The sequence below is a fragment of the Ruegeria sp. BHSC223 genome, assembly GCF_059613025.1.
This window is the reverse complement of record NZ_JBXWRR010000005.1, coordinates 79324-105988: the sequence shown is the minus strand read 5'-3', so window position 1 is coordinate 105988 and position 26665 is coordinate 79324. Positions and strand designations below refer to the sequence as shown.

The following is a 26665-nucleotide window of genomic DNA, read 5'->3' as shown; positions in this document are numbered from 1 at the left end:
CGGTTCAGTCCGGTGTGATGTTGCCGGGGCGTATCCCGAAGACCAGCACCGGACAGCCGCCGCTGCGCCCCGCCGCGATGCGGCTGAGCAGCTTGTGGGTGCCGGTGGTGCTGGCTCCGAACTTGGCCGCCACGGTGCTGGCTGTCTCGTTGCCATCCTTGTCCAGGCAATAGCCCAGCGACTGAAAGAACTCGGGCGGCAGCGCCCGGGTCACGATGACGCCGACATCGATCACGCCCGCTTCGAAGAAACTCCGAAAGGCGTAGAGATCGCGGTCATAGGTCTGGTCCTTGCTGTTCCACTCGTAATCGAACGCCACCCGGCCACGCCAGAAATCGACCAGGTGGTTGTGGATGTAATCGGCGCGCAGGATGCGGTCGATCTCGGGTGCGTTCTCGCCCTTGCCCTCGCGCAGGCGGACGGTCAAATCGGCCTCGATCCGCACCTCTTGGTGAAACCCCTCGGCCGCCGCCAGATCGGCAAAGCGGGTGGTGGCCGACATACGGTTGCCGCCGGGCGAGCGGATTTCGGTGCGGCTGATGGTAAAGGCGTCGAGGATGCGCAGGATCGCGGCCAGTTCGGCAGGCGCGCGCTGGGCGATCACGGCGGCGGCACTTCGATAGCTGGCCACCGAGTAGCGCGCACCGAGTGTCCAGCCCAGCTGCGCCTCGACCGCGCCGCCCGGATCGAACACCGCATCGTCGATACTGCGGGCCATGTTACTCGGCCGCGACGCCGGAGTTATAGGAATAGGTCTTCCAGCTGGGCTTGTAATCGGCATCGGCCTGATTGCCCCAGACGGTCCAGCCGTCGCGGACGCCGCGCCCGAACATCTCCAGATAGGGACCCCAGGAACAGCCCTCGATCAGTTCGTATTGCTCGTCGGGCTTGCGCGAATGTTCGCGCTTGCGGGTCTGCATCATGTTGACCTGCCGCCGGCCCGGCGCCAGCGTGCGGGCATTCTTGCCCTTGGTGCCGAACAGCAACAGCTCGGTCACGTTGCGGAAATAGAACCCTACGCCGCGCCCGTCCGAGCCGCCATCCTTGCGCACCTTGTGCCAGACGATGTTGGACTTGTATTCGAACCCCCAGGCGCTGAGCACCTGCAAGCCTTCGGGCAGCAGGGCGTTGGGCACCCAGAGATAGCAATGCGCCCGATCCTCGAGATAATCGGCCACCGGCAGGGCACAGATATCCTCCAGCGTCATGGTCGGATAGCGTGCCAGCCGCTTGTGTTCGGGTGCAACCTTGCCGGTGCGGTTGGTGAACCGCCAGGGCGGGTCGGCCATCACGGTGGCGAAGCGGTCGTCACCCAGGAAATCTGACAGATCTTGAGAGGCTGATTGAGACATGTCCAACATATTGCGGTCTTCCCCCCCGATTGTCACGCCCCTTTTGCGGGGATGTTCACTCTAGGCGGGTGAGAACGAAAGGTAAACACGCTTTGCGACCCCAAGGTAGTACCAGCTCTGCCGGTGTTAGGCGCCGACCGAGCTGGCGGATCATGCTCGTGACCGTGTGCCACCCCACCGGGATGGCGGCAGGATCAGCGTGGCCCGACCCGCTTGTGTCGCGGAACGGGAGTCTTATGCCCGTTCAGGGCGTAGAACAGAACACCGGCGGTCACGATGGCGATGGGCAGCAACCCGGTCATCTCAGATCGCCTTTCTGTGGTTCAGACGCTCCTGCACCAGCCCCGCGATCCGCGCCGTATCCGAGGTGACGGGGGCACCGCAGGCGCGGGTGCGGGCCAGCGCCTGCGCGGCCGAGGCCAGCGCGTGATCCTCGGCGCTGCGCGCCAATCCCAGCAGGAATTGCGCAACATAGTCCAGCGTCTGGGGGTCGGACTTTTCGCTCAGCACGTCAGCCACATGGGCCATGTCATCCTGATAGGCGATGGGGTCTGGGCGGATGCGCTCGTCATGCAGGATGCGCGGTCCGGTCGGTTGCCGGTCGGCGGGCAGGCACGACAGGATTTCGGCCTGAAAGGTCGCGAGCGAGGTCACCGGTTTGGCCAGGAACCCGTCGGCGCCGGCCTCCAGCGCCATTTCTTCGGCGCCATCGTCGCCCGAAGTGCCCAGGATCACTCCGATCCGGGGCGCGGTATGGGCCATCTCCTCGATCAGGTCGGCGCCCGAGCCGTCGGGCAGCCCCATATCGACGATGATCACCGAGGGGCGGTAGATCTGCAAATGCCTGCGTGCCGATTTCAGGCAATCCGCGCGCCTGATACGGGCGCCGCTGCGCAGGCACAACAGGCGCATCGCCTCGCAGGCGAAGCGACTGTCCTCGACCACGAGAATGGTCAGCCCCAGCAGCGGGCGGGTAACCGTCGGCAGCCGGTGCGGGGTGGCAAAGGGATCAGAATCATCCATGGCTGGCTCCTTCAGCAGACCCCTCAACGCTAGGTCACGCTGGCTAACAGGACGTTAATGGGCGATTTGGCGCACTTGCCCCGACCGGCGGCAGGCCGCATAAGACGCCCAACCCGATGAACCATTGGAGGATGATCATGATCGGCCGTTTGAACCATGTCGCCATTGCCGTACCGGATCTCGAGGCCGCGTCCGCGCAATACCGCAGCGCGCTGGGCGCCAAGGTGGGTGCGCCGCAGGACGAACCCGACCATGGCGTGACCGTGGTGTTCATCGAATTGCCCAATACCAAGATCGAACTGCTCTATCCGCTGGGCGAGAACAGCCCGATCCAGGGCTTTCTGGACAAGAACCCCTCGGGCGGCATCCACCATGTCTGCTACGAGGTCGAGGATATCATCGCCGCGCGCGACCACCTGAAATCGACCGGCGCCCGGGTGCTGGGCACGGGCGAACCCAAGATCGGGGCCCATGGCAAGCCGGTGCTGTTCCTGCATCCGAAGGATTTCAACGGCTGCCTGGTGGAACTGGAGCAGGTCTGACCCATATCAGGGGGAAACCCAAAGGGGGCGAACATGTCGATCACATCCGCATTGGTGCTGTTCTCGGTCATCTGGTTCATGACCTTCCTGATTGTGTTGCCGATCCGCGTGCGCACGCAGGGCGATCTGGGTGATATCGTGCCCGGCACCCATGCCGGTGCCCCCGAACATCACCATCTGAAAACCAAGGCCTGGATCACCACCGGTCTTACGGTGGTGCTCTGGGCGATCATCGGGGGCATCATCCTGTCCGGGTGGATCAGCGTCGACGACATCAACCTGCTCAAGGTGATGCCGCCGCTGGAGTGAGGGCGGGGCACCCCGGTGCCCCTCCACAGCGTTCAGCGCGTGCCGTTCAATGCATGAAAGATATGGGTGAACGTGGCCGCACCCAGGATCGGGATCAGCAGGTTCACCAGCGGCACCGACAGCGGGATCGCCATCAGGGCACCGGCAAGCCAGATCGTCATCAGGTGTTTCGAGCGCAAGCGGCGTGCCTCGGCCCGGCCGACCCGGCGCATCGCGGCCAGGGTGAAATACTCGCGGCCCAGCAGGAACCCGTTCAGCCCCCAGAAGATGAACAGCGCAAAAGGCGCGAACATGGCATAGAGGACAAAGGCCGCCAGGTTGGCCGCGATCAGCACACCCAGAAAGTTGACCGTGTCCTTGAGCGCCTCTCCAAACGGAACCGTGGTTGCAGGGGGCAGGTGCGGATAATGCCGGTCCTCGACCGCCTGCGCTACCTCGTCCAGGAACATGGAGGTGATGGCCGAGGCCACCGGCACCATCAGGAACACCGACAACACCAGCATGAAGATCAGCGACGACACGCTGAGCAACCCCCCGACCCAGGTCACCTCGCCCAGCACCGGAAGGGTGACTTCGGGGCCAACCAGCCATTGGATCAGCCACAGGAACAGCGCATAGACCGCCACCAGCAGCGCCAGCGTCAGGCCCACACCCAGACCCAGCACCTTGCGAAAGCGCGGATCGCCGATCTGGCCCAGCGCGGCGAGGAAAGCGTTGACGATGATCATGCCGAGACCCAGGTGGTGATGGCCTCCAGATCCGGTCGGGGCCTGTCGGGCGGGGCGCTGGTTTCGGTGGCGATATGGATCAGGCCGGCCACCCGTTCATGGGCTTCAAGCCCCAGCCCCTCGGCACAGAATGCGCGGTCATGCGAGGGCCAGCCGCTCAGCCAGTTGGCGCCCCAGCCTGCCGCCAGCGCCGCGTTCAGCAACGCCAGGCAGACCGCGCCAGCCGAATAGGTCTGTTCGATCGCCGGGATCTTGGGGCTGTCCTTCTGCACCTCGATCACAGCCACCGCCAGAATGCCCTGATCGAATTGCGCCCGCCCCTTGGCGATATCCTCGTCTGATTTGCCAAGCGCCTGTCCGCGCACCTCGGCCAGATCGGCCAGCCGCGCCATCGCGCCCTGTTCCAGCACGACAAAGCGCCAGGGCTCCAGCTTGCCGTGATCGGGGCTGCGGGCGGCGGCGGTCAGCAACGACACCAACTCTTGGCGGCTGGGCGCCGGGGCGGTCAGCGTCTTGGCTGGGCGCGACCGGCGGGTCAACAGGAACTCCAGGGCGGCGTCGTTGCGCGGCGGCATATGTAAATCCTTTTCACATAAATCCTTCTTCGCTATCTCGGTGAGAGGGCGCGGAGTTTCAAGGGTAAATCCTGCGTGAGGGTCTGCTTTTGCCGCGCCGGGTGCGCGCACGGACGTGCTAGCATGCGTCACCCGAAGGAGACCCCGTCATGATCCCGCATGCCATTCCGCTGGTGGCGCTTCTGGCGCTGAGCGCTTGTGCCACGACAGAACCGCCGCCAGTGACCCAGTATCCCGGCAGCCTGCCACCACCCACGGCGCAGCGCGACAGCGACGCGCGCGCGGCGGCAACCGCTTATTACCTGGGGCCGCGCGGAGAAGAGTGGTACTGAGCACCAGGCTGGGCTTTTGCGCGGAACCCTGTAGAACGGAGGCATGGCAAAGCCCAAGGTCAAATCCCTTCCCGATCTGTCGCACCTGGCCCGGCCGGGGCAAGAGATTGTCCTGCGTGTCACACCAAAGGCCGCGCGCGACAGCGTGATCCTGGCGGGAGAGGTGTTACGGATCACCGTCACTGCCCCGCCCGAGGACGGCAAGGCCAATGAGGCGGTGCGCAAACTCCTGGCCCGCGCCATGGGCGTGGCACCCAGCCGACTGGACCTCAGGCGCGGCCAGACCGCGCGTGACAAGACCTTTGTCTATCTGGGGGGCTGAGGGTCAGCCCGGCACCTCGCGCAGCTGATACACCCCCTCGGGCAGATCCAGCGCCGCCGCCAGATCGCGCAGCTGTTCGGGCGAAAGGGTGATCTTTTGCATGGTTTCGGTGCGCGGGTCGTATTGCTCGACCGTCACGCATTCGGCAAAGGAATTGATGACCACATCCTCTTGCAAGGGGGTCTCTCCCTCGTCGACAAGCGTGATCACGGTCGAGTCGAATTCATGTTCGATGGTAAACATATCGTCACAGTGACGGCGGCGTCCGGCCAATGCAAGCCCGCGCGCGTGGCTGGGGCTGGAAGCCGCCCGGCGCGCAGGCTAAACTCTGACCTGAATGTCGAAAAACGATAAAGGTTTCCCATGCGGCGGTTTCTGTTTCTGACGGTTGCGCTTGGCTTGTTGTCTGCGTGCGAGGTGTCCGATCCCGGACCCGTCGCACCTCTGCCGTCGGTCCCGGACAGTCCGCCGTTGAGCGCAAGCGCGGCGCAATCGGCCTTTGCCAGCGTTTCGGCACGGGTGCGCCCGGTGGCAGTGCGCGAATGCCAGCAGCGCACCCAGGGCGCCAATTGCGATTTCAAGATCGAGGTCGACCCCAACCCCAAGGCGCCGGTCAACGCATATCAGACCGTGGACAAGAACGGCAGGCCGCTGATCATCTTTACCCGGTCCATGATTGCCACCGCGCGCAATGCCGACGAGCTTGCCTTTGTCATGGGGCATGAGGCGGCGCATCACATTCGCGGCCATCTGGCGCGTCAGAATGCCAGCGCCGTCGCTGGTGCCATCATCCTGGGCGGTCTGGCGGGGCTGGCGGGGGGCGGGTCCTCGACCATCGACGCCGCCACACAGATCGGCGCCAGCGTGGGTGCGCTCACCTACTCCAAGGAATATGAGCTGGAGGCCGATGAGCTGGGTACGGTGATCACCCACAAGGCCGGTTACAACCCGCTGGTGGGGGCGCATTTCTTCTCGCGCATTCCCGATCCGGGCGACCGGTTCCTGGGATCGCACCCGCCCAATGCCGCCCGCATCCAGACGGTGCAGCGGACCGCCAGCAGCCTGGGCCTGACCCAGTGACCGGGCTGACCCGGCTGGGCGTGGTGCTGACAGATCGCGGGTCGAAATACGCGGTCAGCGGCGCCCCCGCCCGCAGCCGGGAGGAGGTGGACGCGGTTCTTGCCGAACTGAAAGCGGACCGCGCCTATGCCAAGGCCACCCACAACACCTGGGCGGCGCTGCTGCCCAGCGGCGCGCTCAAGGCCGATGACGGCGAATCCGGCGCCGCCATGGTGATTCTGCGGATGATGGAGCGCGCCGAACTGGCCGATCACGTCATCGTGGTCACCCGCTGGTATGGCGGCAAGAAACTGGGCGGCGACCGGTTCCGCCGGGTGGGGGATGCCACCCGCGCCTATCTCGATCACCTCGGCCTGGGCGCTTGACCTGCGTCAAGGGCAGGGCGCGCGCTCTGCGCTAATCTGACGCCATCGCCGCCGCGACAGCAGAGGACAACATGGCCGACCGAGACACGCTGAAAAAACACGCCGACCTGTTCGACCGCATGGCCACCACGCTGGGCCACGATCTGGAGGAATCGGCCCTGAAGGGCCAGCTGCGCATCGACGAGATCAGCGATGCGGTTCTGGCCTGCACAGGATGCAGCAATCCCGCGCACTGCTCCGAATGGCTCGGCACCCGCGACACCGCGCTCCAGGCGCCGCAATACTGTCGCAACCGCGCATTGCTCGACCGTCTGCACCCCTAGACGGCCCGCACAGGTTCAAGGAGATTTCCATGGCTCAGATTCCCCTGGGCGATATCGAACGGCATTTCTGGCTGACCCGCTCGGTGGCTCGCACCATCGGCGTGTCCTTTACCGAGGCACTGGCCGAGAAACGCCTGACCGAGGAAGATTACGCCGAACTCGTCACTCGATGCCGTGCCGCGGAATGCACGGAACCCTGCCAGCTCTGGCTGGCCTGCCAGCAGGGCCGGGCCGAGGCCGCGCCCGAGTTCTGCACCAATGCCGAGATGCTGAACAGCCTGCGCTGATCACAGCTTGCTGTGGCTGCCATCGCAGAGCGGCTGCTTGCCCGAATGCTTGCAGCCGCAAAAGAACACCTTCTTGTCCGCCTCGGCGGTGTATTTCACCGGCGCAAACGCGGTCCCCTTGTGCGAGCCGTCGCAAAAGGGCTGTTTCTGCGATTTGCCGCAGGCGCACCAGAAATAGGATTTGCCTTCGGTCACCTCGACCGCAAAGGGGGCTTTCTGGGCGATATCGGGGCTGTCGGACATGTGGCTGTTCCTTTGAGTGGCGGATGTCTGTTGACTGCACGATAGCGCGGATCGGACGCAGGAAAAGGGGTGCCTTGTCGCGCATAGCTGACCCGCCCGATGGGCAGAGAGCACTTCGTTGTGCGGATCGTGGCCGCAACCTCTGGGGGCAGGCGTCATCTGGGTGTTGGAGGGGTTGACCCAGGGGAGGCGGGGGTCAGACCCGCGTCCCCCACAAATCATATTCGCCGGCTTCGTCCACTTCGACCGTCACGATATCGCCGGGCTGCAAACCTTCGAATCCCTCGTCGATGAACAGGTTGCCGTCGATTTCGGGAGCGTCCGACTTGGTGCGGCAGGTGGCGGCCTCGTCGTCGACCTCGTCGACGATCACCTCGATCACCTGTCCCACCCGCGCGGCCAGTTTCGCCTCGGAAATGGCCTGTGCCTTTTCCATGAACCGATCCCAGCGCTCTTGCTTGACCTCTGCCGGAACATGATCGGGCAGGTCGTTTGAGCGGGCACCGGCCACGTTTTCGTATTGAAAACAGCCCACGCGATCCAGCTTCGCCTCGTCCAGCCAGTCGAGCAGGGTCTGGAACTCGGCCTCGGTCTCGCCAGGATAGCCCACGATGAAGGTCGAGCGCAGGGTGATCTCGGGACAGATCTCGCGCCAGGCGGCGATCTCGTCCAGGGTGCGCGCCGCTGCCGCCGGCCGGGCCATGCGTTTCAGCGTGTCGGGATGCGCGTGCTGGAACGGAATATCGAGATAGGGCAACAGGTTGCGCCCCGCATCTGCCATCAGCGGGATCAACTCGCGCACATGCGGATAGGGGTAGACGTAGTGCAGCCGTACCCAGGCGTCGAGCTGTCCCAGCTCACGCGCCAGATCGGTGATATGGCTGCGGACCTCGCGGTTTTTCCACAGGTTGGTGTCATACTTGCGATCCAGCCCGTAAGCACTTGTATCCTGAGAGATGATCAGGAGTTCCTTCACACCGTTATCCACAAGCTTTTCCGCCTCGCGCAGCACCGCATGGGCCGGGCGGCTGGCCAGCTTGCCCCGCATGTCGGGGATGATGCAGAACTTGCACTTGTGGTTACAGCCCTCTGAAATCTTGAGGTAACTGTAGTGGCGCGGTGTCAGCTTGACGCCCGAGGCGGGCAGCAGGTCGACAAACGGGTCCGGATCGGGCGGGACCGCGCCATGCACGGCATCGAGAACCTGCTCGTATTGATGCGGGCCGGTGACGGCCAGAATGCGCGGATGATGCTCGCGGATATAGTCGGGTTCGGCCCCCAGGCAGCCCGTCACGATCACCTTGCCGTTTTCCTTGAGTGCTTCTCCGATCGCCTCCAGGCTCTCGGCCTTGGCACTGTCAAGGAACCCGCAGGTGTTCACGATCACCGCATCGGCGCCTGCATAGTCGGGCGAGATGCCATAGCCCTCGGCCCTGAGCCGGGTCAGGATGCGCTCGCTGTCGACCAGCGCCTTGGGACAGCCCAGCGAGACCATGCCGATGGTCGGCTGGCCGGGGCGGGTGGCGGCGGTGCCCAAGCGGGCGGCGGGGGCCAGGTCGGGGCGCAGGTTCGGAGGGTTCGTGCTCATGGCGCGCATATAGAGGGGAAAGCTTCCCCTTGCAAATGTTGCGCAACCGGAGTGGGCTGACCATATCGCAAGAGGCAAACAGGCAGGGAGCGCGCATATGCGGTGGATCGTGCGAATCGGGATCACTCTGGTACTGGCGGCGGTGGTTCTGGTGGCGGCGCTGCTGCTGTTGCCCGGTGACCGGCTGGCGCGGCTGGCCATCGAACAGATCCGCAAACAGACCGGGCGCGAGGTCACGGTGGCGGGCGAAGTCAAGCTCAGTTTCTGGCCGGTGCTCGGGGTCGAGACCGGACCGGTGACGGTGGCCAATGCCGATTGGGCGGGCAGCGCACCGATGTTGCAGGCACAGGGGCTGGCCATCGGGGTTGCAGCACCCGCCCTGCTGGGGGGCGAGGTGCGGATCACCCGCATCCTGGCCCAGGATCCGGTACTGCGACTGGAAACCGCCAAGGGCCGGGTGAACTGGGAATTCTCGCCCTCGGGTGTGACCGGTGGCGCGGCGGCGCCTGCGACATCCGGGGCGGGCGGGCAATTGGTGACGCTCGACGGGCTGGAGTTGAAGAACGCCCGGCTGATCTATGTCGAAGAGGGCAAGACCAGCTTCGATTTCGGCGGCGTCGATCTGTCGGCCAGTTGGCCCGCGACCGACGCACCGCTCAAGATGGCGGCGCGGCTGGAGCCGGGTGCGGGCCCGATCTCGGTCGATCTGACGCTGGCCGATCTGGGCGCCTTTTCGAACGGGCAGGTCAGCGCGATGCAGATGACGATGGCAGCGCCCAAGACCAGCATCACCTTTGAGGGGCGTGCCAGTATCGATGGCGCGCTGGCCGGAACCGCCACGCTTGATACCAGCGACAGTGCCGCGATGCTGGCGGCCTTTGGCCAGGCCGGCATCAGCCTGCCGCGCGGGCTGGGGCAGCGGGCCGATCTCAAGGCTCAGGTTACCTATACTGCCGACGGGCGACTGGCTCTGCGCGATCTGGCGGCCGATCTTGACGGCAACCGGCTGAACGGCGCCGCCGATGTGACGGTGGCCGACCCGCCGCAGGTGACCGCGCGTCTGACGGCGGATGCGCTGGACCTGACCGGTCTAGGTGCCGCTTCCGGCGGGACAGGTTCCGGCGGCGGCGACACGGGCTCTGGATGGTCCGAGACCGCCATCGACGCATCGGCGCTGGCGCTGGCCAACGGGAGCTTGCATCTGACCGCGCGCTCTATCGCTTTGCCGGGACTGGAGCTTGGTCAAAGCGCGCTTGGTCTGTCGCTCGACAACAGTCGTGCGGTTGTCGAGATGGCGCCGGTCTCGCTGTTTTCGGGACAGTTGACCGGTCAACTGGTGGCCAACAATCGCAACGGGTTGTCGGTTGGCGGCGATCTGCGGGCCGAAGGGGTCGAAATGCGCGAGGCCCTGGCAACGCTGGGCGGGATCGAGCGGCTGTCGGGCGCGGCCTCGGGCGAGCTGAAATTCCTGGGGGTTGGCCAGAGCGAGGCGCAGATCATGCGCTCGCTCTCGGGTGAGGGTCGGCTTGCAATGGGTCGCGGAGTGATCTCGGGCTTCGACCTCGACAATCTGATGGGGCGCGGGGCCAAGGGTGGCGGCACCACCGTGTTCAACAGCCTCACCGCCAGCTACCGGATGGACAAGGGCAATCTCTTCAACGAGGACCTGCTGATGCTGCTCGACAATTTCAAGGCCAACGGCACCGGGCGCGTCGGTCTGGGGGCGCGGGATATCGATTACCTGTTCACACCCGTCGCGCTGCGGGCCAATGCGGGGCAGGGAATTGCTGTGCCGGTTCGCATCGTCGGCCCCTGGGCCGACCCGGCAATCCGCCCCGATCTGAGCCAGGTGATCGAAGCGGCGACCGGCCTCGACAAGGAGGCGGTCGAGACCAAGGCCAAGGACGAGTTGCGCCGAAAACTGGGAGAGGAGCTGGATACCGAGATCACACCCGATCAGGATGTTGAGGAGTTGATCAAGGACCGGCTGGAACAAGAGGCCACCAAGGGCCTGCTCAAGCTTCTCGGCGCCGACTGACTTTGGCGGAAAGAGGGGGGCGCTGCCCCCGTCACCTTCGGTGACTCCCCCGGGATATTTGGGGCAAGAGGAAAGAAGAGGCTCCTGCTCCTTCATTCCGCTCCAAATACTCCGGAGCGCGAGGCAGCGCCTCGCAAAAGACCGCCGCGCCATGGGCGCGGCCCGGCCCAACGCCTCGGGCCTCTCGTCAGAGAGGCGCGAGGGGGCGGGAGCGCCCCCCGCCTGGGTCAGATGGTCTGGTCGTAATCGCCCACAGCCGGCTCGGTGCGGATCACCGCGTCGATCTCGGCAAAGATGGCGCGCATCTCGGCTTCGCTTTCGCTGCTTTCACAGACCACCACCAGGTTGGGCGTGTTCGACGAGGCGCGCACCAGCCCCCAGGAGCCGTTGTCCAGGATGACACGCGCACCGTTCACCGTGACCACCTCCTTGATGGCGCGCCCGGCAAAGCTGTCGCCTGCGGCATGTTTGGCCACCAGTTTCTCCACCAGCCGTTCCAGGATCGCGTATTTCTCGGTATCGGCGGCATAGGGCGACATGGTGGGCGTCGACCAGGTGCGCGGCAGCGCCTTGCGCAGGTCCGACATCGACATCTCGGGGTTGCGATCCATCAGCTTGCAGATTTCGACCGCCACCCGCATGCCGCAGTCATAGCCGCGCCCGATCGGTTCGGCCAGAAAGTAGTGGCCCGATTTCTCGAACCCCGCCAGCGCGCCGATTTCCTTGACCCGGCGTTTCATGTGGCTGTGGCCGGTTTTCCAGTAATCGGCCTTGGCGCCATGTTTGCGCAACTCGGGGTCGGCGGCAAACAGGCCGGTGGATTTCACATCGGCCACAAAGGTCGAACCCGGATAAAGCTTGGACAGGTCGCGCGCCATGATCACGCCCACCTTGTCGGCAAAAATCTCCTCGCCCTCGTCATCGACCACGCCGCAGCGGTCGCCGTCGCCGTCAAAGCCCAGCGCGAAATCGGCGCCGCTGGCTTTGACCGTGTCGGCCATGTCATGCAGCATTTCCATGGCTTCGGGGTTGGGGTTGTAGTGGGGGAAGGTGTAGTCGAGCTCATTGTGGCTCGGCACGATCTCGACCCCCATGCGGGCAAAGATCTCGGGCGCAAAGGCCGAGGCGGTGCCATTGCCAGTGGCGCAAACCACCTTGAGCGGGCGCGACATGCGGAAATCGCCGACCAGGTCGTCGATATAGGCCTCTTTGACGCCATCGACGAATTCGTAAGACCCGCCCGGTTGCGCGACGCCTTCGCCGTTCAGAACGATGTCGCGCAGCTCGGCCATCTCGTCGGGGCCATGGGTCAGCGGCCGGTCAAAGCCCATCTTGACCCCGGTCCAGCCATTGGGGTTGTGGCTGGCCGTCACCATGGCCACGGCGGGCACATCCAGGTGGAACTGGGCGAAATAGGCCATCGGCGATAGGGCGGGGCCGATATCCTTGACCTGAATCCCCGCCTGCATCAGGCCCAGGATCAGCGCGTTCTTGATCGCCAGCGAATAGTCTCGATAGTCGTTGCCGACCGCGATCACCGGCGCGATGCCCCGGCGGTGCATCTGGGTGCCCAGACCCAGGCCCAGCGCGGTCATGCCGGGCAGGTTGATTTCCTCGGGATATTTCCAGCGCGCGTCGTATTCGCGGAAGCCGGTGGGCCGGATCATCGCGTCACGCAAAAAACTCCAGCTGTTCGGAGTGACCTCGGACAGTGGTTTGGTCATGTCATATTCTCTATATATTATTAGACGCGGATTGGGTTGGCTTTAGCAAGCGTATCAAGGCGCATCAATACGTCGATAAGGCTGGCCATCTGGTCCAGAAAGATCATGTTGGGGCCGTCACAGGGGGCGTTGTCGGGATCTTGGTGGGTCTCCATAAACACCGCCGCAGCACCTACCGCCACCGCTGCGCGGGCCATGACGGGCGCAAATTCGCGCTGACCACCAGACGAGCCACCGCGCCCCCCCGGTTGCTGCACCGAGTGGGTGGCGTCCATTACCACCGGATAGCCTGTCTGAGCCATGATCGGGAGCGAGCGCATGTCGGCCACCAGCGTATTATAACCAAAAGAGACGCCGCGCTCGGTCAGCAGGATATTCTCGTTGCCGGTGCTGGCGATCTTGTCGATGATATTGCCCATTTCCCAAGGGGCCAGGAACTGGCCTTTCTTGACGTTGATCACCGCGCCGGTGTTTCCGGCGGCCAGGAGCATATCGGTCTGGCGGCACAGAAAGGCCGGAATCTGCAGCACATCGACCGCCTCGGCGGCGATGGCGCATTGCGCCTCGCTATGCACATCGGTCAGCACCGGCACGCCCATGGTGCGGCGGATATCGTCCAGCACCTTGAGCCCGGCATCGATACCCATGCCGCGCTTGCCACCCAGCGAGGTGCGGTTGGCCTTGTCATAACTGGCCTTGAACACATATTGCGCGCCAGCGGCAGCGCAGGCCTCTTTCAGCGTGCCGGCGATCATCTGGGCGTGATCGGCGCTTTCCAGCTGGCAGGGGCCCGCGATGATGGTGAGCGGGAGGTCGTTGCCGACCGTGAGGTCGGCGATTCGGACATGTTTCATGGGCTTACGAGGATACCTGTTCTCTGAGGATCGACGCGGTGAGCGAGATCATCAGGTAAATACCAGCAAACAGCAGGAATGCCAAAATCGTATTTTCGAAGCTGCGCGGATAGCTCGGCTCGTCGCTGGGCACCGGGTTGACCGAAACGGTCAGATAGCGCACCTGGCGGTTGGCCTCCATCCGGGTGGTTTCCATCTGTTGCAAGGCGCCCTGAAGCATCATGTCTCGGCTGGCCAGATCGGCCTGGGCCATCTGGATGCGAACGCTCAGACGGGCCAGCGAGTTTTCTCCACTGGACGTGTCCAGCATCCGGGCATTCAGATCGTCCAATACATCGTTCAAGCGCGCGATATCGGCGCGGGCGCCATCCACCTTGGCCTTGCTTGGGCGCGCGTTGTCGAGCAGGGCGGCCAATTGCAGCTCCTTCTCCTGCAACTGCACTTCGACCTGGTCGATACGACCGCGCAGGCTGGCAATCACGCTTTCCGGGTCAAGCAGCGCGCCTTGCTGTTGCAATTCTACAAGGGCCTCCTGCGCCTTACGTCGCTCGCTCTGCGCATCCTCGAAGCTCTTGCGAGCCTCGCGCATCTGGTCTTCGCGTTTCTGACCGGACAGGTTGTTCACCCGGCTTTCCGCGTAGGACAACAGGCTTTTCGAGAAATCGGTGGCGACCTGTGGGTCGGGGGCCGCGACCTCCATCCGGATCACGCCCTCGGTCGGGTCATAGCCGATGGTCACGATCCGGGAATAGACCTTGTAGGCCTCTTCGTTGGAGGCATCGGGCGCGAGTCGCTGGATCGGGTCGATCTCTGCTTGCTGAAAATGCGCCTTGAAGTTCTGGTCGCGATCCAAAAGCAGCATCGCCTCTTTTGACTCCAGAAAGGACTGAACCGAGATCGAATCCTGGCTGGTGGCGAATTGCGTTCCGGCAAAGAAGCCGCCGACCCCGCCTAGCGAGCCGTCTGCCTGAAGGATCACGAATTCAGATTTGCTGGCATACATAGGTGTGGCGACCGCGTAGAAGTAGTAGCCTGCAATCAGTGTCGGCAGAAAGACGAAGAAGGCTAGCCGGGTCAGCAGCTGCAACATCTTGCGCCGGCGTCGGCGCATGATGTCCTGCTGGATACGGCCGATCTCCATCTCCCGCCGCTGGGTCGGGCTCAATTCTGTCGAGGGCAGCATCTGGCGCGGCTGAACCGTTTGCGGAAGCTGAATCTTCGGGACCTCCTGCTCAGCGTTGTCCGCGTCAGGATGGGGAGGAACGTCCTTGCCGCGCTGCACCACAAGGTCCAGCATGTTGCCACGTTCCAGCGGGTCGATCCCACGTGCACGCAATTGGCGCACCGCCTCGTAGTCCGAGGTGACGGGCAGGTTGTGTTTCTGGGCCAGCCGCCGGGCCATGCGCAGCTGCCGTCCAGTCAGGCCCTCGCGTTTGATGGCGTCGATCTCGCTCTCAGCGGTGGTTTCGGTAGCTGAAGAAACCTGCCCCTCCAACGCCTTGGAGGTTGTGGGCGCTGCGCCCTGTGCGGGGCGTTGCGGACGTACCGGCGTGTTGCCGGGCTGTGGCGTTTTCGAGTGTGTCGGGTCGGGTTGCGGACGCAGGGGCGAGACATTGGCCGCTGGCTGTGGCCGGGCGGGGGCTGCAGACGCCCCTTCGCCACCCAAGGGGGCGCCGGTCCGGCGGATACGGAATTTCTTAGCCTTGGGTTTGGTAGTCATAGAGCTGTTTCGCTTCTTCCAAGGAGTCGAATACATGCAACTGGCCATCCATCAGAACAGCCGCCTGCCGGGCGAATTTTTCCAGCGTCGCGGGTTGGTGCGACACCATGACGATCGTTGTTGTGCGTAGGCGCTCTTCCAGGATGGCGCCCGCCTTCTTGTTGAACTCGACATCCGTCGAGGCGGGCATGCCCTCGTCGATCAGATACATGTCGAAATCCAACGCCAGCATCAAGGCAAACGAGAACCGCGCCCGCATGCCCGAAGAATAGGTGCCCAACGGTTGGTCGAAATACTCGTCAAGACCACAGAGCCACCGGCAATAGGCCTCGATATAGTCGGGGTCCATCCCGTAAAGCCTGGCGATATATCGCGAATTCTCCATCGCCGAGAGGCGACCTACGACGCCGCCCATGAAACCCAGCGGAAACGAGATGTTGCAACCTCGACGGATCACGCCTTCATCGGGTTTTTCCAGACCCGCCATCATGTTGATCAACGTCGATTTGCCAGTTCCGTTGGGAGCCAGGATGCCCATCGACTTGCCCAGTTCCACCCGGAACGAGACACGGTCCAGGATCACCTTGCGCTGTGTTCCTGTCCAGAAGGACTTGCTGACGTTTTCGAACTCTAGCATCTGCTGTCTGCTGCGGCCCAATATGAGATGTTTTGCATGGCGGTCAGGCCACACCTGTTAATCCCCCGTCCGGGCGGAAGTTGTCTACCGGCCTACAGGGGGAATTTGGCTACATTATGTCCAAATGTGAAACAAAAACTCAATCGCCTCGCGGATGCGTGTGCCATGCGGTTCCCGATCACGACAGGTTGACATCATGCAGGGCTGCCCAGGCCATGGAGTCGGGTTATCCTGGGGCGGCGACATTACCGGAGCCACGCCGATGACCGACCCCGCCGACCGGCCCCTGATCGAGAGGATCAGAGCCTGCCTCCTGTGTGCCGACCGCTTTGCGGCAACGCATACCGCGCATGAACCGCGTCCGGTGGTCTGGTTCCGGCCCGGTGCGCGGCTGCTGATCGCGGGGCAGGCGCCGGGCGCGCGGGTTCATGCCTCGGGTCGGCCCTTCACCGATCCCTCGGGCGACCGGTTGCGCGACTGGCTGGGGATCAGCGAGGAGACCTTTTACGACCAGTCCCGGGTGGCCGTGGTGCCAATGGCGTTTTGTTTCCCGGGCTACAACAGTCAGGGCGCCGATCTGCCGCCACCGCCGGTTTGTGGAAAGACCTGGCACAATCAGGTGATGGGTGAACTGGGCGAGATGCCGCTGAGCGTTCTGGTGGGCGGACATGCGCTCAAATATCACCTGGGCGCGCGCAGCCCGGTGACCCAGACGGTGGCCGCCTGGCGGGACCATGCGCCGCGCGTCTTTGCCTTGCCTCATCCGTCCTGGCGCAATACGGCATGGCTCAGGAAAAACCCGTGGTTCGAGGCCGAGTTGCTGCCGGTTCTGCGTGCACGGGTCAAAGAGGTGCTGAATGAACCAGACCGGAGCACAAACCCCGCTTGACCGCGCCCATGCCGCGATGGAGGCCGATACCGGCGATGATGCGGCCCGCCTGCGCTTTTTCGAGCGGTTGGGCGATGCCGAGCTGTTCCTGCTTCTGACCGAAGAGGCGCGCGGCGAGAACCTGTCGCCCGAACTCTTCGACCTGGCCGATGGCCGCTTTGTGCTGGCCTTCGACCGCGAGGAGCGGCTGGCCGCCTTTACCGGCCGTCCCGCCCCCTATGCAGCTTTGTCCGGCCGGGTGCTGGCGGCGATGCTGGCGGGGCAGGGGGTCGGGTTGGGGCTTAACCTGGATGTGGCGCCCTCGGCCATGCTGGTCCCGGCCGAGGCGCTGGGCTGGCTGGCCGAGACTTTGGGCCATGGTCCCGACCAGATCGAGGCGCGCATCACCGAGGTGACCGCGCCGGGCGGCCTGCCCGAGGTGCTGCTCTCGGCGCTCGATGCCAAGCTGGTCACCGCTGCCGGTCTGGCGCAGGGCGCCTATCTGGCCGGTGTCGTCTATCAGGATGGCGGGCGCGGGCATCTTCTGGGTTTTGTCGATGCGCGTGAGGGGGCCGAACCCGCGCTGGCCAAGGCCGCGTCCGAGGCGCTGACCTTTTCGGGGATCGAGGCCGGGGCGATGGATGTGGGCTTTTTCTCTGCTGCCGACCCGATGGCCGCCACCCTGTCGCGGGTGGGGCTGCGCTTCGATCTGCCCGAGCCGCCCGAGCCGCCGCGCGGTCCTGCGGCGCCGGGCATGGACCCGGATGCGCCGCCCCGTTTGAAATAGGTTCAATTCAAACGCAAAGAGCACGGGGCCGAAATGGCCCCGCTTCGACATGATGTGCCTCGGGCTTATCCGCCGCTCGGCTCCAGCTTGTCCTGGGTGCGGGTTTCGAAATCGCTGGCGTCATGGCGTTCGCGCAGCTGGAATTTCGGCTCGCCCGAGACACGGTTGACCATACGACCACGGCTGACGCCGGGGCGGGCATCCAGCTCGCGCGCCCAGCGCATCACATGGGTATAGCTTTCGGCATCCAGGAATTCGGCGGCGTCATAGGCTCGGCCCAGAACCAGCTGCCCATACCACGGCCAGATCGCCATATCGGCGATGGAATAATCGTCACCCGCGATAAAGGGGCGATGCGCCAGTTCGCGGTCCAGCACGTCCAGCTGGCGCTTGACCTCCATCGCGAAGCGGTTGATCGGGTATTCGAACTTCTCGGGCGCATAGGCGTAGAAATGGCCAAACCCGCCGCCCAGATAGGGCGCGCTGCCCATCTGCCAGAACAGCCAGTTCATCACCTCGGTCCGGGCCGGGCCCGATGCGGGCAGGAAGGCGCCGAATTTCTCGGCGAGATGGAACAGGATCGAGGCGCTTTCGAACACCCGGACCGGTTCCGGGCCGGAGCGGTCGAGCAGGGCAGGGATCTTGGAGTTGGGGTTCACATCGACAAAGCCCGATCCGAACTGATCACCCTGACTGATATTGATCAGCCAGGCATCGTATTCGGCGTCTGCGTGGCCTGCGGCCAGCAGTTCCTCGAACATTACCGTCACCTTGACCCCATTGGGCGTGCCCAGCGAATAGAGCTGGAACGGGTGCTTGCCCACCGGCAGGTCCTTGTCATGGGTGGCACCCGCAATGGGACGGTTGATATTGGCGAACTGGCCGCCGTTTTCCTTGTCCCAGGTCCAGACGCGGGGCGGGGTATAGGGTGTCTGTTCGGTCATGGCTTTCGTCTCGAATGTTACATCAACGGGCGGCGGCACCCGTTCTGGGAGAGCTAGGGGCCGGAAGGGCAAAGTCCAATGTCCGGGCGGGGAATGCAACTGAAACAATAGTCCGGTACCGCTCACAAATTGCCGATCTTGGGTCACAGCCGCGCGAGGCCCGCTGCCAAGGACGGGGCACAAGGATAATCTCCGGTCAACACAAAACGGAGGATCCTGTTCATGAAACGTATCGTTTTTGCCCTTGCCACCGCCGCGATGACCGCGCTTGCCGCACCCGTGCTGGCCGGGCCGCAATATCTGGATGGCACCGGTTACGCGGTCTCGGGGTATGATGTCGTCGCCTATCGCGGCCTTGCTCAGGTGCCGGTGGGGCAGACCCAGCCCGAGGCGATCAAGGGCCGGGCCGACATCACCGCCGAGTGGAACGGTTCGACCTGGGCCTTTGCCAGCGCCGAGAACCGCGACAGGTTTCTGGCCAACCCGGCCTATTACGCGCCGCAATATGACGGCCATTGCGCCTATGGTGTGTCCAAGGGCGGCAAGGTTCCGGGCAACCCGAACTTGTGGCGGATCGTCGATGACAAGCTCTATCTGAACATTACAAGGAATGTGGTGGGCTTCTGGGAAGAGGACATTCCCGGCAACATCAACAAGGCCCAGGGCAATTGGCCGGGGATCGAGACCAAGGCGGCCTCGACCAATGTCATCCCGGATTTCACCTCGGCGGCACCGGTAAAGAACTGACCTGGGCGACTCAGTTATTGGGTATTGAGTAACGGTCCGGGACATCTGTCCCGGACATTTTCTGCGCGGGCCTGTGTCAGCGGCGACGGTCGCGGCGCGAACTCATCGGCTGGAAGGCCACGCCCACATGGGCCTCGCAATAGGGTTTGCCCTGCTGCACGGGCAGGCCGCAGAACCAGAAATCCTCGGTTGCGGGGTCGCCCACAGGCCATTTGCATGTCCGCTCGGTCAGTTCCATCAGGCTCAGTTTCTTGGCCTTCTTCTCGACCTCGTTGACCTTGGCCAGCGCCTCGGGGCTGATCTCGTTGGCCGAGGGTTGCGGCGGCAGCGGCTGGCCGGCCGGAATGATCTGCTTGCGCGCGGGAATCGGCTTGGCCTCGACCGGCTGCGGCGCGGGGGCCGGAGTGGCGCGAGCTGGCTCGGGACGCGGTGCAGGCTTGGGCTTGGCCTCGGCCCGCGGGGCGGCGGGCTTTTCCTTGGTCTCGGCCTTGGTCGAAGCCGGCGCTGCGCCCGAGCTGCGGTTGGACAGGCCTAGACGGTGCACCTTGCCAATGACCGCGTTGCGGGTGACGCCGCCCAGTTCCTTGGCGATCTGGCTGGCCGACTGGCCCTCGCCCCACATTTTCTTGAGCAGTTCGACGCGCTCGTCGGTCCAGGACATGGTTTGCCTCTCAAAAGCGGGAAAGCGGCCCCAGAGCTGCGGCCGCCTTCGGAAATTGTCTCAGCGCCCTATTCTAGTCACTGCGGGCCGGGTTACAAGGCATTTCGAATCGGGAAAAGGCCAGGGCGGCGGCAAGGGGGAGAGAAGGCGATGGAACTGGGTGTGCGGCGGTTCGGACAGGTGAACTGGCTGGGGCTTTATACGCTTGCCGCGCGCGAGGTGATGCGGTTTCTGGTGGTCTGGACCCAGACCCTGCTGGCGCCGCTGGTGACGGCGGGTCTGTTCATGATGATCTTCTCGCTGGCAGTGGGCGCTGGCCGAGGCGCGGTGATGGGGGTGCCGTTCCTGACCTTTCTGGCGCCGGGGATCCTGATGATGACGGTGATCCAGAACGCGTTTGCGAATACCTCCTCCTCGGTGGTGATCTCCAAGGTGCAGGGCAATATCGTGGATACGCTGATGCCGCCGCTGTCGGCGCTGGAGTTGCTCCTGGGTTATCTGGCGGGCGCCGTGGTGCGTGGGTTGCTGGTGGCGCTTGCGATCGGGGTGGCGCTGGTGCTGGTGCTTGGGATCGTGCCGGTGCACCCGTTGCTGGTGCTGGGATTTGTGGTGCTGGGGGCCGGGTTCATGGGCGCGCTCGGGCTGGTGGCGGGGATCTATGCCAACAAGTTCGACCAGATGGCCGCAATCACCAATTTCATCGTGACGCCCTTGGCGTTTCTGTCGGGCACTTTCTATTCGGTCGAGGCTTTGCCGCCGCTTCTGGGGGGGCTGACCCACGCCAATCCGGTCTTCTACCTGATCGATGGGCTGCGGTTTGCGATGATCGGTGTCTCGGATAGTTCGCCCGCGTTGGGCCTTGCGGTTTGTCTGGGGGCCACGTTGGCGGTCTGTCTGCTGGCCTGGGTCCTGCTCAATCGGGGGTATCGGCTGAAGGCATGAGGCAGCCGGAATTCTGCAAGAATTCCGGCCCGTTTTCCGTGCCGGAAAACGGCGCCCGCTTCAGGCATCGGCGAGCGAGCCGGCTTCGAAGCGAACCCGGGGGCGACCCAGGCGCGGGTGCATCCGGGCGGCGATGGTGAAAGCGCCAAACAGGCCCGCACCGCCGGCAACGAAGATGCCCGCCACCGGCGCGGCCAGCAGCACAAGCCAGGCCACGCCCGGTGTCAGGATACCCGACACGTCGCGGTAACTGGAATAGATCGCAGACATCTCGGTTCGTTCTGATGGTTTCACCGCCATCAGGAAGGGCAGGCCAGCGCAGATATCGAGCACGATCAGCCAGAACGATCCCAGCATCAGCAATCCGGCGGCGACCGGCGCCCAGCCCGACAGGAGACCCGCGGTCGCAAAACAGAACCCGGCCCCGGCGAAGCCGATCCGCACCGCGCTTTTCAATGAGCGCGCCTGCACCCATCTCAGGATCAGCGGTGCCGCGAACAGCATACCGTTGGTGACAGACAGAAGGATGCCGCCCAGCTGGTCTCCAAGCCCGGCCTCGATCGCGAAGATCGGCAGATAGACCACATAGACCCACCAGCCACAGGATCGGATCATCGCAAAGAGATAGCCCGCGACCAGCCGGGGCTGGGCAAAGAAGCGAGGCAGAAAGGCCAGCGGATTGCGTGCCGGGCGGCGGGCGCGGGCGATCATCTTGCCATTGCCAAGCCTGAGCGCCCAGAAGAGCGCCAGCATCGCTAACGCGGCGACGCCGCTGATCACGAAAGGTGCTGGCGGCCAGACCTCCATCAACAACACCCCAGCCATCGGCCCGGCGGTCCAGCCGAGCGCGCTGTAGAACATCCGGCTGGTTTCGCACCTGCCCAGCTCCACCCGCTCGATGTAATCGAGCACATAGGCGTTGAAACAGATGAAGCAAACCACCGCGGCGACGGTGTTGCAGGCCAACGCGGCGATCGTTGTCAGGGGCGTTCCCTGCACCGCCAGCATCGCCCCGGCCACGAACAACAGCGCCCCTCCCGAATAGGCCCAACGTCGTGGGACATATCGGATCAGGCTGGGCACCATCAGTCCCGCGCCCAGCGAGAGGAAACCGATCAGGAAATAGGCCATCGACACGCGTTCGGCGTCGCCCAGCGCCCGGTACATGATCAGCGGAAAGACCGAGATCAGAATGCCGCGAACCACCGCCTCGAGCCCGGCGAGCAAGCCAAAATCCCGTACCGAAGGGGCGGGGGAATGGCGGACCCATTCAGGAATTCGGCGTTCATGCATAGCGGATCATCCGGAAAGTGCGTAGGCTCAGGATCGGTGGGAAAGCAGGGCGGGTCTTGGCGATTTGCGACGCATCCGTCGCCTCGAGGCAAGTTCGACAGATTATCGCGAAGGTGTCACGATGACAGGGGGCTCTGCCCCCGGCACCCGAAGGGCGCCTCCCCCGGAGTATTTCTGGCGAAATGAAAGGCGGATCAGGTCTTGCGAGCGCGACCTTCGCGCCAGGCCAGGGTCAGGGCTCCGGCGAGGATGATGGCAGCGCCGGTAAGGCTCACCGCGTCGGGCCAGACCTGAAATGCGGCCAGATCGTAGAGTGTGGCAAAAACGAGGGTGGCATAGCTGAAAGGCGCGACAAACGAGGCATCGGCCCGGGCCATCCCGTTGACGAAACAGATCTGCGCACAGGCCATCAGCAGACCGATCCCTGCCAGCGCCGCCCATTGCGCGGGCAAGGGTGTTTGCCAGACCGGCCAGACCGCGACGCTGGCGATGACCAGCCCCATCGCGTTGTTGACTAGCAGGATCTGGATCGGACGCTCGCGGCCCGAAAGCTTCTTGATAAAGATAAGCTCCATGCCCATCACTACCGCGGCGCCCAGTGCCAACAGGGCGGCGGGCTGGAAGCTGCCAGTCGCTGGCCGCAGCAGTATGAGCGCGCCCAGGAGGGCAACGACCGCCGCACCCCAGCGCCAAGGACCGACCCGCTCGCCCAGCAGCGGGATCGCCAGCAACATGGCGAAGACCGGATTCAGGAAAGCGATCGCCGTCGCGTCAGCCATGGGGATATGGGCGACAGCCGCGAACATCAGGGTCACACCCGCCCAGCCAAAGCTTGTGCGGCCCAGGTGCAGCCCCCAATGGGGGCGCCCCAACCGGGGCCTGGTCGTGGTCACGATCGACAGGATCACGGCGAAGGCAAATAGAAATCGCCCGTGGCTGACCTGAAACGCGGGCAGCGCCGGCCCCAGCGCGCCGGTGCCCAGCGCCTTGGCCAAAAGCGTGGCGCCCGCGATAAACGCGGTGGCGGCAAAGATCAGCGTTGCGGCCAGCGCGGGGTTTTGCGGTTTCGCCTCGAACATGCGCCAGCGGTGACCGAGTCCTGCGCGAATGGCAAGAGGCAACACTTCGTTCAGCGCAGAACCGGAGTCGCCGCCAGCGCCGCGCGCGCCTGTCGCAGACTGTCCAGAAACCGTTCGGCGCGCGTGACGCGCGCTTCGACCTCGGCAATGCGCGCGTCCAGAAACGCCTCGCCATCGAACCCGTCAGGATCGGCGGCCTGCAACTGGCCCATCAGCATGGCCAGATCGGCAATGCTCATCCCGGCCGCCTGGGCGTCGGCGATCTGGTCAAGGGTGATCAGCGCCTCTTCGGGATAGTCGCGATAGCTGTTGGTCGCCTCGGCCCCTGGCCGGGACTCGATCAGCCCCTGTTTCTCGTAAAACCGCAGCGTGTCACGGCTCAGCCCGCTGCGTCGCGCCAATTCTCCGATCCGCATGACTGGTCCTTCTCAAATCAAAACCGTTGACTTAACTCCATGGTTTTGATCCTATGATGGCCGAACAACCGATTCAAGGGCGAAGATCATGGGACAGACCTGTCAAAGCTGCGGCATGCCGCTGAGCAAGGATCCGGCGGGTGGCGGCAGCGAGGCGGACGGCTCGCGCAGCACCAAATGGTGTTCGCTCTGCTATGAAAACGGCGCCTTTCGGCACCCCGACGCCACCTATGAGGAGTTTCAGGCCCATTGTGTCGAGGCGCTGGTGGGGCAGGGCATGCCGCGTATCCTTGCCTGGGCCTTTACCCGCGGCATGAAGCGGCTGGACCGCTGGCGAGCGGCCTGACTTCCATTTTGTTGCATTTCCCCCTCCAAAAGGGGTTTTCTTTGCGCGAATCCTCCGTTATGGAACGCGACATGATCAAACACGCTCATATCCCGTCTCTCCGACGCCGACGCGCAACCGCCTGAGCGGTCGTTTGATCCCTGTGTGCCTCAATTTGCTGCACGCGCTCTGCTTCCAGACATTGACCTGACCGCCCCGCTATGCCCTGCATCGGGGACAACCCTCAGACAAGGATGATCCCATGATTCCGTCCGTCCTGCCGACCTATAACCGCGCTCCGCTTCACTTCGTGAAGGGCGAAGGCGCCTGGCTGACCGAGGCGGATGGCCGACGCTTCCTTGATCTTGGCTCGGGCATCGCGGTGAACGCGCTGGGCCATGCCCATCCCGCGCTGGTCAAGGCATTGACCGATCAGGCGCAGAACCTGTGGCACGTGTCGAACCTCTACCAGATCCCGCAACAGCAGGCGCTGGCCGACAAGCTGGTCGAGCACACATTTGCCGATACGGTGTTCTTCACCAATTCGGGGACCGAGGCCTGCGAACTGGCGGTCAAGATGGCGCGCAAGTATTTCTACGACAAGGGCCAGCCCGAGCGGGTCGAGATCCTTACCTTCGACGGCTCGTTTCATGGCCGTTCGTCCGCAGGTATCGCCGCCGCGGGGTCGGAAAAGATGGTCAAGGGCTTCGGCCCGCTTCTGCCCGGCTTTGTGCATCTGACCTTTGGCGATCTGGATGGCGTGACCAACGCAATCACCGACAAGACCGCTGCAATCCTGATCGAGCCGGTGCAGGGCGAGGGCGGTATCCGCCCGGTCCCCGATGCCGAGCTGAAGGCGCTGCGCCAGATCTGTGACGACCACGGCCTCCTCCTGATCCTGGACGAGGTGCAATGCGGCGTGGGCCGGACCGGACGGCTCTTTGCCCATGAATGGGCGGGCATCACGCCTGACATCATGATGGTGGCCAAGGGCATCGGCGGCGGCTTCCCTCTGGGCGCGGTGCTGGCCACCGAAGAGGCCGCAAGCGGTATGACCGCAGGCACCCATGGCTCCACCTATGGTGGCAATCCGCTGGGCTGCGCCGTGGGCTGCGCGGTGATGGATCACGTGGCCGATCCGGCCTTTCTGGCCGAGGTCAACCGCAAGGCCGCATTGCTGCGCCAGCGGCTCGAAGGGCTGGTCGCCGCCCACCCGGAGGTGTTCGAAGAGGTGCGCGGGTCCGGCCTGATGCTGGGGCTGAAATGCAAGGCCTCCAATCTCGACGTGGTCAAGGCGGGTTATGACAACCTGGTCATCACCGTCCCCGCCGCCGATAATGTGATCCGCCTGCTGCCACCGCTCACCCTGACCGAGGACGACATCGCCGAGGCCTTTACCCGCCTCGATGCTGCCGCCAGCCAGGTCGAAGCCGCCTGAACTTCATTTCGCTGAAAATACTCCGGGGGAGTCGCCGTCAGGCGACGGGGGCAGCGCCCCCGCCCCGGCCAGAAGAAAGCCTAAAGACATGAATCACTTTCTCGATATCCACAAGACCGAGGCTGCCGACCTGCGGTCCATGATCGACCAGGCCGGCGCCATGAAACAGGCCCGCCTTGGCCGGCCCAAGGCCGCGCCCGATGACGAGCAGCCGCTCAAGGACCGGATGGTGGCGCTGATCTTCGAAAAACCCTCGACCAGGACGCGCGTGTCCTTTGACGTGGGCGTACGGCAGATGGGTGGTCAGACCATGGTGCTGTCGGGCAACGACATGCAGCTTGGCCATGGCGAGACCATCGCCGACACCGCCCGCGTGCTGTCGCGTTACGTGGACATGATCATGATCCGGACCTTCGACGAAACCGTGCTGACCGAGATGGCCGAATATGCCGACGTGCCGGTGATCAACGGGCTGACCGACCGCAGTCATCCCTGCCAGATCATGGCCGATGTGCTGACATTCGAAGAGCATCGCGGCCCGATCGCGGGCAAGAAGGTGGTCTGGACCGGGGATGGCAACAATGTCTGCTCGTCTTTCCTGCATGCTGCCGGGCAATTCGGCTTTGACCTGACCTTCACCGGCCCGGCCCAGTTCGACCCCGAGGACGAGTATATGGGCTATGCCCGCCAGAAGGGCTCCAAGGTTGTGATCGAGCGTGATCCCTTCAAGGCGGTCGAGGGGGCCGACCTGGTGGTCGCCGATACCTGGGTGTCGATGCATGACGCGCAATCGGCCAAGGAACGCCGTCACAACCTGTTGCGCCCCTATCAGGTCAATGCCGAGCTGATGCGCCATGCCAAGCCCGACGCGCTGTTCATGCACTGCCTGCCCGCCCACCGCGAGGAGGAGGCCACCTCCGAGGTGATGGACGGCCCGAACTCGGTCATCTTCGATGAGGCCGAGAACCGGCTGCACGCGCAAAAAGCAATCATGCGCTGGTGCCTGGGCGCCTGATCGGCCTGCCGGCCGGGCACTGAACGGATACACCACCGGAAAGGCAGACCGGACCCCGCCCTGGCGGGCCGGTGTCGGCATGCCCGCTTTCCGCCTTGGACACAGGGA

At 64.2% G+C, this 26665-nt stretch carries 33 protein-coding genes; 16 read left to right on the top strand and 17 right to left on the bottom strand.

The features are described from left to right. Positions 1-4: 4 nt before the first annotated feature. The 3 genes from AC2FNY_RS10865 to AC2FNY_RS10855 all read right to left on the bottom strand — a co-directional run bounded on the left by AC2FNY_RS10865 (position 5) and on the right by AC2FNY_RS10855 (position 2375). Positions 5-718, bottom strand: a complete 714-nt coding sequence (locus tag AC2FNY_RS10865; protein ID WP_234139357.1) for a BglII/BstYI family type II restriction endonuclease — start codon at positions 716-718, stop codon at positions 5-7. 1 nt (position 719) lies between these two features. Further along, positions 720-1352 (bottom strand): MT-A70 family methyltransferase, encoded by a 633-nt coding sequence (locus AC2FNY_RS10860; protein WP_234139358.1) that lies wholly within the window; start codon positions 1350-1352, stop codon positions 720-722. Between the two features lie 303 nt (positions 1353-1655). Beyond that, on the bottom strand, positions 1656-2375 hold the full coding sequence (locus tag AC2FNY_RS10855) for a response regulator (RefSeq protein ID WP_496802443.1): 720 nt from the start codon (positions 2373-2375) through the stop codon (positions 1656-1658). A 137-nt stretch (positions 2376-2512) separates the two neighbouring features. Here AC2FNY_RS10855 and mce point away from each other — a divergent pair, with 137 nt between their 5' ends. Both mce and AC2FNY_RS10845 read left to right on the top strand, forming a co-directional pair. Then, positions 2513-2917 (top strand): methylmalonyl-CoA epimerase, encoded by a 405-nt coding sequence (gene mce / locus AC2FNY_RS10850; RefSeq protein WP_044029028.1) that lies wholly within the window; start codon positions 2513-2515, stop codon positions 2915-2917. Between the two features lie 33 nt (positions 2918-2950). Further along, positions 2951-3226, top strand: a complete 276-nt coding sequence (locus tag AC2FNY_RS10845; RefSeq protein ID WP_234139361.1) for a DUF1467 family protein — start codon at positions 2951-2953, stop codon at positions 3224-3226. 32 nt (positions 3227-3258) lie between these two features. Here the strand turns inward: AC2FNY_RS10845 and AC2FNY_RS10840 are convergent, their stop codons facing one another. Next, on the bottom strand, positions 3259-3954 hold the full coding sequence (locus tag AC2FNY_RS10840) for an EI24 domain-containing protein (RefSeq protein ID WP_496802442.1): 696 nt from the start codon (positions 3952-3954) through the stop codon (positions 3259-3261). After that, entirely contained in the window at positions 3951-4529 is a 579-nt protein-coding gene (locus tag AC2FNY_RS10835; RefSeq protein WP_496802441.1) for a nitroreductase family protein, read from the bottom strand. The genes AC2FNY_RS10840 and AC2FNY_RS10835 overlap by 4 nt, the downstream gene beginning before the upstream one ends. Positions 4530-4678: 149 nt before the next feature. On the opposite strand from AC2FNY_RS10835, the gene AC2FNY_RS10830 reads away from it, so the two are divergent. Together AC2FNY_RS10830 and AC2FNY_RS10825 are read left to right on the top strand one after the other, a co-directional pair. Beyond that, complete coding sequence (locus AC2FNY_RS10830) at positions 4679-4861, top strand: hypothetical protein (protein WP_234139364.1); 183 nt, start codon at positions 4679-4681, stop codon at positions 4859-4861. A gap of 43 nt (positions 4862-4904) precedes the next feature. Beyond that, positions 4905-5183: a DUF167 domain-containing protein gene (locus tag AC2FNY_RS10825; protein WP_234182958.1), complete on the top strand. Its 279-nt coding sequence runs from the start codon at positions 4905-4907 to the stop codon at positions 5181-5183. A 3-nt stretch (positions 5184-5186) separates the two neighbouring features. Here the strand turns inward: AC2FNY_RS10825 and AC2FNY_RS10820 are convergent, their stop codons facing one another. Next, entirely contained in the window at positions 5187-5426 is a 240-nt protein-coding gene (locus AC2FNY_RS10820) for a DUF8831 family protein (protein WP_234139366.1), read from the bottom strand. 120 nt (positions 5427-5546) lie between these two features. Here AC2FNY_RS10820 and AC2FNY_RS10815 point away from each other — a divergent pair, with 120 nt between their 5' ends. The 4 genes from AC2FNY_RS10815 to AC2FNY_RS10800 all read left to right on the top strand — a co-directional run bounded on the left by AC2FNY_RS10815 (position 5547) and on the right by AC2FNY_RS10800 (position 7238). Next, positions 5547-6263 (top strand): M48 family metallopeptidase, encoded by a 717-nt coding sequence (locus AC2FNY_RS10815; RefSeq protein ID WP_234167161.1) that lies wholly within the window; start codon positions 5547-5549, stop codon positions 6261-6263. After that, positions 6260-6628, top strand: coding sequence for a YigZ family protein (locus AC2FNY_RS10810; RefSeq protein WP_234182959.1), 369 nt, complete (start codon positions 6260-6262; stop codon positions 6626-6628). Before AC2FNY_RS10815 ends, AC2FNY_RS10810 begins: the two co-directional genes overlap by 4 nt. 71 nt (positions 6629-6699) lie before the next feature. Next, positions 6700-6951, top strand: a complete 252-nt coding sequence (locus AC2FNY_RS10805) for a DUF6455 family protein (protein WP_234139369.1) — start codon at positions 6700-6702, stop codon at positions 6949-6951. A gap of 29 nt (positions 6952-6980) precedes the next feature. After that, on the top strand, positions 6981-7238 hold the full coding sequence (locus AC2FNY_RS10800; RefSeq protein ID WP_234139370.1) for a DUF6455 family protein: 258 nt from the start codon (positions 6981-6983) through the stop codon (positions 7236-7238). Here the strand turns inward: AC2FNY_RS10800 and AC2FNY_RS10795 are convergent, their stop codons facing one another. After that, positions 7239-7481: a CDGSH iron-sulfur domain-containing protein gene (locus AC2FNY_RS10795; RefSeq protein ID WP_234143190.1), complete on the bottom strand. Its 243-nt coding sequence runs from the start codon at positions 7479-7481 to the stop codon at positions 7239-7241. A 196-nt stretch (positions 7482-7677) separates the two neighbouring features. Beyond that, a complete protein-coding gene (gene rimO, locus AC2FNY_RS10790; protein ID WP_496802440.1) occupies positions 7678-9069 on the bottom strand; it encodes a 30S ribosomal protein S12 methylthiotransferase RimO in 1392 nt (463 codons plus the stop codon). Positions 9070-9166: 97 nt separating this feature from the next. Here rimO and AC2FNY_RS10785 point away from each other — a divergent pair, with 97 nt between their 5' ends. Next, positions 9167-11107 carry an AsmA family protein gene (locus AC2FNY_RS10785; RefSeq protein ID WP_496802439.1) on the top strand — a complete coding sequence of 647 codons (1941 nt, stop codon included), beginning with the start codon at positions 9167-9169 and terminating at the stop codon, positions 11105-11107. Positions 11108-11334: 227 nt separating this feature from the next. Here AC2FNY_RS10785 and AC2FNY_RS10780 read toward each other — a convergent pair whose 3' ends face one another. The 4 genes from AC2FNY_RS10780 to AC2FNY_RS10765 are packed head-to-tail and all read right to left on the bottom strand — an operon-like array spanning position 11335 to position 16042. Beyond that, positions 11335-12831: a phosphomannomutase/phosphoglucomutase gene (locus tag AC2FNY_RS10780; protein WP_496802438.1), complete on the bottom strand. Its 1497-nt coding sequence runs from the start codon at positions 12829-12831 to the stop codon at positions 11335-11337. A gap of 20 nt (positions 12832-12851) precedes the next feature. Then, entirely contained in the window at positions 12852-13685 is an 834-nt protein-coding gene (gene kdsA, locus AC2FNY_RS10775; RefSeq protein ID WP_234139375.1) for a 3-deoxy-8-phosphooctulonate synthase, read from the bottom strand. 4 nt (positions 13686-13689) lie between these two features. Beyond that, complete coding sequence (locus AC2FNY_RS10770) at positions 13690-15405, bottom strand: KpsE/RkpR family capsule polysaccharide export protein (RefSeq protein ID WP_234163225.1); 1716 nt, start codon at positions 15403-15405, stop codon at positions 13690-13692. After that, positions 15383-16042: an ABC transporter ATP-binding protein gene (locus tag AC2FNY_RS10765; RefSeq protein WP_234139377.1), complete on the bottom strand. Its 660-nt coding sequence runs from the start codon at positions 16040-16042 to the stop codon at positions 15383-15385. The genes AC2FNY_RS10770 and AC2FNY_RS10765 overlap by 23 nt, the downstream gene beginning before the upstream one ends. A 262-nt stretch (positions 16043-16304) precedes the next feature. On the opposite strand from AC2FNY_RS10765, the gene AC2FNY_RS10760 reads away from it, so the two are divergent. Next, positions 16305-16931, top strand: a complete 627-nt coding sequence (locus tag AC2FNY_RS10760; protein WP_496802437.1) for a uracil-DNA glycosylase family protein — start codon at positions 16305-16307, stop codon at positions 16929-16931. Next, positions 16900-17697, top strand: coding sequence for an SseB family protein (locus AC2FNY_RS10755; RefSeq protein WP_234167153.1), 798 nt, complete (start codon positions 16900-16902; stop codon positions 17695-17697). Before AC2FNY_RS10760 ends, AC2FNY_RS10755 begins: the two co-directional genes overlap by 32 nt. A gap of 65 nt (positions 17698-17762) precedes the next feature. On the opposite strand, the gene yghU is transcribed toward AC2FNY_RS10755, so the two are convergent. Then, positions 17763-18641 carry a glutathione-dependent disulfide-bond oxidoreductase gene (gene yghU, locus AC2FNY_RS10750; RefSeq protein WP_496802436.1) on the bottom strand — a complete coding sequence of 293 codons (879 nt, stop codon included), beginning with the start codon at positions 18639-18641 and terminating at the stop codon, positions 17763-17765. 222 nt (positions 18642-18863) lie between these two features. Between yghU and AC2FNY_RS10745 the strand changes: the two genes are divergently transcribed. Then, a complete protein-coding gene (locus AC2FNY_RS10745) occupies positions 18864-19388 on the top strand; it encodes a YHS domain-containing (seleno)protein (protein WP_496802435.1) in 525 nt (174 codons plus the stop codon). A gap of 76 nt (positions 19389-19464) precedes the next feature. On the opposite strand, the gene AC2FNY_RS10740 is transcribed toward AC2FNY_RS10745, so the two are convergent. Next, positions 19465-20049 carry a GcrA family cell cycle regulator gene (locus AC2FNY_RS10740; protein ID WP_496802434.1) on the bottom strand — a complete coding sequence of 195 codons (585 nt, stop codon included), beginning with the start codon at positions 20047-20049 and terminating at the stop codon, positions 19465-19467. Between the two features lie 150 nt (positions 20050-20199). Here AC2FNY_RS10740 and AC2FNY_RS10735 point away from each other — a divergent pair, with 150 nt between their 5' ends. Beyond that, positions 20200-20991 carry an ABC transporter permease gene (locus tag AC2FNY_RS10735; RefSeq protein WP_496802433.1) on the top strand — a complete coding sequence of 264 codons (792 nt, stop codon included), beginning with the start codon at positions 20200-20202 and terminating at the stop codon, positions 20989-20991. Between the two features lie 60 nt (positions 20992-21051). On the opposite strand, the gene AC2FNY_RS10730 is transcribed toward AC2FNY_RS10735, so the two are convergent. The 3 genes from AC2FNY_RS10730 to AC2FNY_RS10720 form a co-directional block, all read right to left on the bottom strand. Then, complete coding sequence (locus tag AC2FNY_RS10730; protein ID WP_234216504.1) at positions 21052-22284, bottom strand: MFS transporter; 1233 nt, start codon at positions 22282-22284, stop codon at positions 21052-21054. Between the two features lie 194 nt (positions 22285-22478). Next, positions 22479-23363: a DMT family transporter gene (locus tag AC2FNY_RS10725; protein WP_234139385.1), complete on the bottom strand. Its 885-nt coding sequence runs from the start codon at positions 23361-23363 to the stop codon at positions 22479-22481. A gap of 50 nt (positions 23364-23413) precedes the next feature. Further along, entirely contained in the window at positions 23414-23779 is a 366-nt protein-coding gene (locus tag AC2FNY_RS10720; protein WP_234167148.1) for a MerR family transcriptional regulator, read from the bottom strand. A gap of 88 nt (positions 23780-23867) precedes the next feature. Between AC2FNY_RS10720 and AC2FNY_RS10715 the strand changes: the two genes are divergently transcribed. From AC2FNY_RS10715 to argF, 3 genes are all read left to right on the top strand, one after another. Beyond that, positions 23868-24125, top strand: a complete 258-nt coding sequence (locus AC2FNY_RS10715) for a zinc ribbon domain-containing protein (RefSeq protein WP_496802432.1) — start codon at positions 23868-23870, stop codon at positions 24123-24125. A gap of 241 nt (positions 24126-24366) precedes the next feature. After that, the gene (locus AC2FNY_RS10710) at positions 24367-25542 is read left to right on the top strand and encodes an aspartate aminotransferase family protein (RefSeq protein WP_496802431.1); all 1176 of its coding nucleotides are present in this window, start codon (positions 24367-24369) and stop codon (positions 25540-25542) included. An 88-nt stretch (positions 25543-25630) separates the two neighbouring features. Continuing rightward, complete coding sequence (gene argF / locus AC2FNY_RS10705) at positions 25631-26557, top strand: ornithine carbamoyltransferase (protein ID WP_496802430.1); 927 nt, start codon at positions 25631-25633, stop codon at positions 26555-26557. Positions 26558-26665: the final 108 nt, after the last annotated feature.